This window comes from Paraburkholderia podalyriae, assembly GCF_014397785.1.
GTDB lineage: Bacteria > Pseudomonadota > Gammaproteobacteria > Burkholderiales > Burkholderiaceae > Paraburkholderia > Paraburkholderia podalyriae.
The window spans coordinates 1-587 of record NZ_VZQQ01000286.1 but is presented as its reverse complement, the minus strand read 5'-3'; the positions used below and the strand labels follow the sequence as shown (position 1 = coordinate 587).

Annotated in this window: 1 pseudogene; it reads left to right on the top strand. The window is 65.1% G+C overall.

Annotated features, from left to right (window positions below):
* Positions 1-22 precede the first annotated feature (22 nt).
* Positions 23-587: pseudogene (locus tag F6X42_RS43060) on the top strand (glycoside hydrolase family 19 protein); the annotation flags it as partial.

The following is a 587-nucleotide window of genomic DNA, read 5'->3' as shown; positions in this document are numbered from 1 at the left end:
CGGGTGCACGTCCGGGACGCGGATGGCGCACATCGAGGTGTTCTGCGACGACAGCATCCAGCCGTTCCTCGAACAGGGCCGCGCGTGGGTCAACCAGCACGGTCCGCACAAGGAGGACTGGGCGGCACTGGGCCTGCCGTCCGGGCCGACGATCCTGCGGATCGCACCGGGCACGGTGCTGTATCAGCGTACTGAGGACAACAAGTTTGTCCCCGGCGCTGACCCGCAGTCGAGAAAGACGGACGCCGTCCAGGTGTATTCGCTCGCCGAATTGGCGCGCGATTCGAATCGACGGGTCCCCGAGCCGCATCCGCATCCCGATCCGGGTTACCCGGTGAGCTGGTGGCACGTCGACGGGGTGAATGCACAGGGTCAACCGGTCGATGGCTGGGTGTGCGACTTCAACCACCCGGGCGGCCGGGTGACGCCGGAATTCGCGCAGAAGTGGATCGACTTCGAGTGCCTGGCGGATGCCCATGATCCGGCGCATACGATTTTTGCGACCACCCGGAAGTGGGTGGATTATGCGAGCGGCGCCAATGTCGCGGACCTCGCTTCGCGTTCGAATCTCAGTCCGTTGATGCTCA